The 7,699-nt window shown below is 68.3% G+C and carries 3 protein-coding genes; all 3 read left to right on the forward strand.

Annotated elements, in window-relative coordinates:
• Positions 1 to 90: 90 nt before the first annotated feature.
• Genes ABZX92_RS44215 through ABZX92_RS44225 form a run of 3 tightly spaced genes read left to right on the forward strand, consistent with a single transcriptional unit; the run spans position 91 to position 7,688 of the window.
• Positions 91 to 1,488 (forward strand): arabinofuranosidase catalytic domain-containing protein, encoded by a 1,398-nt coding sequence (locus ABZX92_RS44215; protein WP_355571924.1) that lies wholly within the window; start codon positions 91 to 93, stop codon positions 1,486 to 1,488.
• Between the two features lie 44 nt (positions 1,489 to 1,532).
• Entirely contained in the window at positions 1,533 to 3,938 is a 2,406-nt protein-coding gene (locus ABZX92_RS44220) for a non-reducing end alpha-L-arabinofuranosidase family hydrolase (RefSeq protein WP_355571926.1), read from the forward strand.
• An 18-nt stretch (positions 3,939 to 3,956) separates the two neighbouring features.
• Complete coding sequence (locus tag ABZX92_RS44225; RefSeq protein ID WP_355571928.1) at positions 3,957 to 7,688, forward strand: glycoside hydrolase family 2 TIM barrel-domain containing protein; 3,732 nt, start codon at positions 3,957 to 3,959, stop codon at positions 7,686 to 7,688.
• Positions 7,689 to 7,699 lie beyond the last annotated feature (11 nt).

Here is a 7,699-nt window from a genome sequence, read left to right on the forward strand (position 1 = left end):
TGTCGCCGATCGGGCCGAGGCCGAGGACGGCGATCGTCTGCTCCGGCTGGACGTTGGCTCATCAGACTGGTCGCCGGCGCAGGCGCCACGATGACACTGGTCGCGGGCGCCACGGCAGGCACGTCGCAAGCCGCCGTGCAGGGCCCGTGCGACATCTACGCCGCCGGAAACACGCCCTGCGTGGCCGCGCACAGCACGACCCGCGCGTTGTACGGCTCGTACACCGGGGCGCTGTACCAGGTACGTCGTTCGTCGGACAACTCAACGCGGGACATCGGCCCGCTGAGTGCGGGTGGGGTGGCCGACGCGGCGGCACAGGATTCGTTCTGCGCCAACACGACCTGCCTGATCACGGTCATCTACGACCAGTCTCCCCGGCACAACCACCTCACCCAGGCACCGCCCGGCGGATTCCCCGGTCCGGCGCCGGGAGGCTACGACAACCTGGCGAACGCCACCGCGGCGCCGATCACGGTCGGCGGGCACAAGGCGTACGGCGTGTTCGTGGCGCCAGGAACCGGGTACCGCAACAACAACGCCACCGGCACGGCGACCGGTGACCAGCCCGAGGGCATGTACGCGATCTTCAACGGCACGCACTACAACGGCGGTTGCTGCTTCGACTACGGCAACGCCGAGCGCAACAGCCGGGACAACGGCAACGGCACGATGGAAGCCATCTACTTCGGCAACATCAAGGTCTGGGGCTACGGCACGGGCAACGGCCCCTGGGTGATGGCGGACCTCGAAAACGGACTGTTCTCCGGTGTCAACGCCGGCTACAACGCCAACGACCCCACGGTGAACCACCGGTTCCTGACCGCGATCATCAAGGGCGAGCCCAACCACTGGGCCATCCGCGCGGGCAACGCCCAGACCGGCGCCCTGTCCACCTACTACGACGGCAAGCGCCCGAACGTCAACGGGTACAACCCGATGCGCAAGGAAGGCGCGATCATCCTCGGCACCGGCGGCGACAACAGCATCGGTTCCGCGGGCACGTTCTACGAGGGTGTGATGACCGCCGGCTACCCGTCCAACGCCACCGAGGACGCGGTGCAGGCCAACATCACCGCCGCCGGCTACACCATCGGGGCCAGCACCGGCACCGGCCCGCTGCACGCGAGCGGCGCGGGCAAGTGCCTCGACGGGGCGAGCTCCGGCACCCAGCTGCAGATCCGTTCCTGCACCGGCCAGACCGGCCAGAACTGGACCCGCACAGCGGAGAACCAGCTGACTGTCACCGCGGGCGGCGCCACCCTGTGCCTGGACGCCAACGGCGCGGGCACCACGGCCGGCACCAAGGTGATCACCTGGAGCTGCAACGGCCAGGCGAACCAGCAGTGGCAGCTCAACCCGAACGGCACGATCACCGGCGTCCAATCAGGACTGTGCCTGGACGTGACCGGCGCGTCCACCGCCGATGGCGCCCTGGTCGAGCTGTGGACCTGCAACGGCGGCAGCAACCAGCAATGGGCGCTCGGATAGCCCTGCCCTGAAGCCCTTTTTCAGCGACGAAAACGAGGGGTTCGATGTCCACCAGTCCATCCCTGCGACGGCGTGGCAGATCGGCACTCGCCGCTCTGACCGCCGCCGGACTCACCGCGGCCAGCCTGACAACAGCGCTCTCCGCCCCTGCCACCGCCGCCGCGAACACGCTCGGTGCCGCGGCGGCGCAGAGCGGCCGCTACTTCGGCGCCGCGATCTCCCAGAGCCATCTCGGCGACTCGGCGTACGTGAACACGTGGGGCACGGAGTTCACCAGCGTCACCCCGGAAAACGAGATGAAATGGGACACCGTCGAGCCCGGCCGCAACCAGTTCAACTTCGGCCCGGCGGACCAGATCGTGAGCCAGGCGCGCAGCCGGGGCATGTCGGTCCGCGGCCACACCTTCGTCTGGTACCAGCAGATTCCCGGCTGGGTGAGCGGCCTGAACGGCAACGACCTGCGCGCGGCGATCTCGAACCACATCAATCAGGTGGCCGGCCACTGGAAGGGCCAGATCTACGCCTGGGACGTGGTGAACGAGGCGTTCGAGGAGAACGGCACCCGGCGTCAGTGGTTCGTGCAGCAACGGCTCGGCGACGGGTACATGGAGGACGCGTTCCGCACCGCCCGCGCCGCCGATCCCAACGCCAAACTCTGTTACAACGACTACAACACCGACGGCATCAACGCCAAGAGCACCGGCATCTACAACATGGTGCGCGACTTCAAGTCCCGCGGCGTGCCGATCGACTGCGTCGGCTTCCAGAGCCACCTCGGCCAGGGCGCGAACCTGAGCAGCTACCAGGCGAACCTGCAACGGTTCGCCGACCTCGGCGTCGACGTGCAGATCACGGAGCTCGACGTCGGCGGCTCCGGTTCCGCCCAGGCCGCGACGTACCGCGCGGTGACGCAGGCCTGCCTGGCGGTGGCCCGTTGCACCGGGATCACCCCGTGGGGCATCACGGACAAGTACTCGTGGCGGGCGGGCGACACCCCGTTGTTGTTCGACGGCAACTACAACAAGAAGCAGGCGTACACCGCGGTGCTCGACGCGCTGAACGGCGGCGGCGGTGGTGGTGGCAATGGCACGCTGCGCTCCGTCTCGGCCGGCAAGTGCCTCGACGTGCCGAACTCGTCGACCTCCCCCGGAACCCAGCTGCAGATCTGGGACTGCCACAGCGGATCGAACCAGCAGTGGACCCGCGCGGCGTCCGGTGAGATCTCGGTCTACACCGGCGACTCCAAGCGGTGCCTGGACACCTCCGGCACCGGCAGTGGCGCGAACTCGATCATCGCGAACTGCACCGGTGGCAACAACCAGAGGTGGAACGTGGGCGGCAACGGCACGCTCACGAACGTCCAATCAGGACTGTGCCTCGACGTCAACGGCCGGGGAACCGCCAACGGCACCAAGGTGATCATCTGGTCCTGCAACGGGGGCACCAACCAGCAGTGGACCGGCCTGAACGACCCGGGTCCAGGCCCTGGACCCGGTCCCCTGCCGTCGCGCTACTCCTGGAGCTCGAGCCAGCAGCTGATCTCGCCGAAGTCCGACTCCTCACACACCATCGCGGGCATCAAGGACCCGACGGTGGTGTTCCACGACGGGAAGTGGCACGTCTTCGCCAGCGTGGCGAACGCGGCCGGGTACAACATGGTCTACCTGAGCTTCGCGGACTGGGCACAGGCGAGCGCGGCACCGCACTTCTACCTCGACAGGTCGGGGATCGGCGCCGGCTACCGGGCGGCACCCGAGGTGTTCTACTTCGCGCCGCAGAACCTGTGGTACCTGGTCTACCAGGACGGCAACGCCGCCTACTCGACCAACCCGGACATCGGCAACCCGGCCGGGTGGACCGCTCCGAAGCACTTCTACCAGGACATGCCGAAGATCATCAGGGACAACATCGGCAGCGGGTACTGGGTCGACATGTGGGTCATCTGCGACGCGGTGAACTGCCACCTGTTCTCCTCCGACGACAACGGTCACCTCTACCGCTCGCAGACCTCGGTCGGGAGCTTCCCGAACGGCATGAGCGAACCGGTCATCGCCGCGCAGGACTCGGACAAGTACGCGCTCTTCGAAGCGTCCAATGTGTACAAGGTGGAAGGTGCGGACCAGTACCTGCTGATCGTCGAGGCGATCGGGGCGCAGGGCCGGTACTTCCGGTCCTGGACGTCGGGCAGCATCTCCGGGCCGTGGACGGCGCTGGCCGACACCGAGAGCTCACCGCTCGCGGGCGCGGCCAACGTCACGTTCCCCACCGGGTCCTGGACGCGCGACATCAGTCACGGCGAGATGATCCGGTCCGGTCGCGACCAGACGCTGAGCATCAGCCCGTGCAACCTGCGCTACCTGTACCAGGGGCGCGATCCCAGCTCCGGCGGCGACTACAACAGCCTGCCGTGGCGGCTGGGCCTGCTGACGCAAACCAACTCCCCCTGCTGACCGGCTAGGAGACGAACGTTGTCCAACTCATCAGACGAGGCTCAGCAGGTCCACCGCCGCATCATCCGCCGGCGCACGCTGCTCGGCGGCGGGCTCGCGGCACTGGCCGTTCCCGCACTGGGCACATCCGCAGGAGCCGCGCCCACGCCTGCCGAGACCGCCGCGGCCTGGCCCGACCCGCCCAACGGCTATCCCGAGTGGAACAACAACATCGGGATCTTCCAGGTCAACGCCCAGCCGCCGCACGCGACGTTCATGCCGTACGCGGACCTCACCCAGGCACTGGCGGCGGACCGCACGAACTCGCCGTTCCGGCTCGACCTCAGCGGCACCTGGAGGTTCAAGCACGTCAACAAACCCGCGGACCGCGATCTGAACTTCTGGCGGACCGACGTCGACGACAGCGGCTGGGCGACCATCCCGGTGCCGTCCAACTGGCAGCTGCACGGCTACGACAACCCGATCTACGTCAACGTCACCTACCCGTGGTGGGGCGGCAACGGCCAGAACGAGAACGCGCAGCCGCCGTTCGCGCCGCAACGGGTCAACCCGGTCGGCCAGTACCGGACGACGTTCACGCTTCCGCCCGCGTGGCAGGGACGCCGGGTCCACGTCCACTTCGAGGGCGTGAAGTCCGGGTTCTACCTGTGGGTCAACGGCACCAAGGTCGGTTACCGCGAAGGGTCGTACACGCCGTCGGAGTTCGACATCACCGACAACGTCCGCGCGGGCTCGAACCTGATCGCGGTCGAGGTCTTCCGGTACCCGGACGGGGACTGGCTGGAGGACCAGGACATGATCCGGCTGTCCGGCATCTTCCGGCCGGTGTTCCTCTACTCGCTGCCGGCCGTGCACCTGCGCGACTTCACGATCACCACACCGTTGCGGGACAACTACACCAACGCCGACCTCGGTGTCGCGGTGGTCCTGCGCAGCAGCGGCGGCCAGCAGCCGGGCACGTTCTCCGTGGAAACTCAGCTGTACGACCAGAACCGGCAGCCGGTGTGGCCGGAACCGTTGCGCACGGCGGTGAACTCACCCGCGCCCGGTCAGGAGGCGACCGCGCGCGGCTCCAAAGCGGTGCAGGGGCCACGACTCTGGTCCGCCGAGCACCCGAACCTGTACACGGCGGTGCTGTCGCTGAAGGACCCGGCGGGCACGGTGATCCAGACCGTGTCGGCCAGGGTCGGCTTCCGCGAGTTCGCGCTCAAGGACGGCCTGATGCGGATCAACGGCAAGCCGGTGTCGTTGCGCGGCACCAACAGGCACGAGATGCACCCGGACCGCGGCGCGGCGCTGACCCGTGCGGACCTGGTCCGCGACATCACGGTGATGAAGCAGCTCAACATCAACTCGGTGCGCACGTCGCACTACCCGAACAACGCGGTGTGGTACGACCTCGCCGACGAGTACGGGCTGTACGTCGTGGACGAGGCCAACCTGGAGACCCACGGCATCCGCGACAACTACCCCGACTCCAAGGCGGACTGGGCCCCCGCCGTGCTGGACCGCGCCGCGCAGATGGTGCACCGGGACAAGAACCACCCCTCGGTGATCATGTGGTCGCTCGGCAACGAGGCCGGTGGTGGCAGCAACTTCGTCGCGATGCGCGACTGGATCCGCGCGGCCGACCCCACCAGGATGATCCAGTACGAGGGCGACAACCGCCCCCAGGTGAGCGACATCCGCTCCGCCATGTACGAAAGCCCCGCCGGGGTGGCGAACCGGGCGCGGGACACCAACGACCGCCGCCCGTACGTGATGATCGAGTACTCCCACAGCATGGGCAACTCCACCGGCAACCTCAAGGAGTACTGGGACGTCATCCGAGCCAACCCGATCCTGCAGGGCGGCTGGATCTGGGACTTCGTCGACCAGGCCCTCACCTGGAAGTCGTCTTCCGGCGCAACGTACCTGGCCTACGGCGGCGACTGGGGCGACAACCCGAACGACGGTGCCTTCAGCGGCGACGGCATCGTCACCCCCGACCGGCGGATCAGCGGCAAGGCCGTCGAGGTCAAGCAGGTCTACCAGGCGATCAACGTCGCGAGCGCCGGTGCCGCGGGTTCGGTCCAGATCACCAACGAGTACCTGTTCACCAATGTCAACGAGTTCGTCGGCGCCTGGGCTTTGGTCGCCGACGGCACCGTTGTCCAAAGTGGAGAGCTGACGGCGGCGCAGCTCGACATCCCCCCGCTGTCCACCAAGACCGTGCAGGTGCCGGTCCAGCGCCCGGCCGACCCGGCGCCGGGCGAGGAACACTTCCTCCAGCTGTCGTTCAAGCTGCGGACGGCGGCACCGTGGGCGGACGCGGGTTTCGAGGTGGCCAAACAACAACTGCCCGTCAACCTCGGCAGTCCGCCGGTCGTGCCGACGCCGGTCACGTCGGTGCCGGTGGTGACCGCCGCCGAGACCGGCGACCGGATCACCGTCACCGGCCAGGACTTCAGCGTGGTCATCGCGAAGGCGTCCGGCCTGATCACCTCCTACGACGCGATGGGCATGCGGCTGCTGAACTCGGGCCCCGTGCCCAACTTCTGGCGGGCGCCGACCGACAACGACAACGGCAACGGCCACCCCAACCGCAACGGCACGTGGCGCAACGCGGGCTCGAACCGCACGGTGAGCCGGGTGACGCTCGACCGGCCGTCGGACCGCGCGGTGCGGGTCACCGTGAGCGGCACCCTGCCGACCAGCACGGTGTCGACGTTCTCGACGACGTACACCATTTACGGCAACGGCGAGATCAAGGTCGACAACACCCTGCACCCCGGATCGTCGAACCTGCCGTACATCCCCGAGGTGGGCACGATGCTGTTCGTGCCGGGTGAGCTCTCCCGGCTGCGCTACTACGGCCGGGGCCCGCACGAGAACCAGTGGGACCGCAAGACCGGTTCCGACGTCGGCGTGTACTCCTCGACCGTCGCCGAGCAGTGGACCGGCTACCTCCGCCCGCAGGAGAACGGCAACAAGACCGACGTCCGCTGGGTGGCCCTGGTCAACGGCACCGGCCGCGGCCTGCTCGCGTCCGCCGAACCGCTGCTGGAGGTGAACGCGTCCTACTTCACCCCGGAGGACCTCTCGAAGGGCACCCGGCACGACTACCAGCTGACCCGGCGCCAGGACGTGGTGCTGCGGCTGAACCTCCGGCAGACGGGCGTCGGCGGCAACGACAGCTGGGGCGCGCAACCGTTGGACACCTACAAGCTCTTCCCGAACCGGGACTACACCTACACCTACCGGCTGAAGCCGCTGCCCGACCTCGGTCAGGCGCTGGCGTTGTCCCGCAAGCCGGTCGGCAGCGCGGGCGGCGGCAACGGCCCGGTGCAGCCAGGCGTCGACTACCGGCTCGTCGCCCAGCACAGCGGCAAACTCCTCGACATCAACGGTGCCTCCACCGCGGCAGGCGCCCAGGCGATCCAGTGGACCGCCACGGGTGGCCTGAACCAGGTGTTCGACTTCCTCGACTCCGGCGGCGGCCACTACCGGATCCGCGCGCGGCACAGCGGTCTCGTGCTCCAGGTCGCGAGCTCGAGCAGCGGCGCGGACATCACCCAGCAGACCGACACCGGCGCGACGGCCCAGCAGTGGCAGGTCGTCGACCAGGGTGCCGGGGTGGTCAGCCTGGTCAACCGGCAGAGCGGCCTCACCATGGACGTCTGGGAGTCCTCGACCGCTGACGGTGCCCGCGTCTCCCAGTACGCCGTGGGCAGCGGTGCCAACCAGCGCTTCCTGCTCCAGCGGTTGTAGAGCTACCCCGC

The organism is Lentzea sp. NPDC006480, from assembly GCF_040611995.1.
Taxonomy (GTDB): domain Bacteria; phylum Actinomycetota; class Actinomycetes; order Mycobacteriales; family Pseudonocardiaceae; genus Lentzea.

Coding starts and splice junctions, on each gene's coding strand:
- ABZX92_RS44215 (WP_355571924.1), top strand. CDS start 91: ATGACACTGGTCGCGGGCGCCACGGCAGGCACGTCGCAAGCCGCCGTG.
- ABZX92_RS44220 (WP_355571926.1), top strand. CDS start 1,533: ATGTCCACCAGTCCATCCCTGCGACGGCGTGGCAGATCGGCACTCGCC.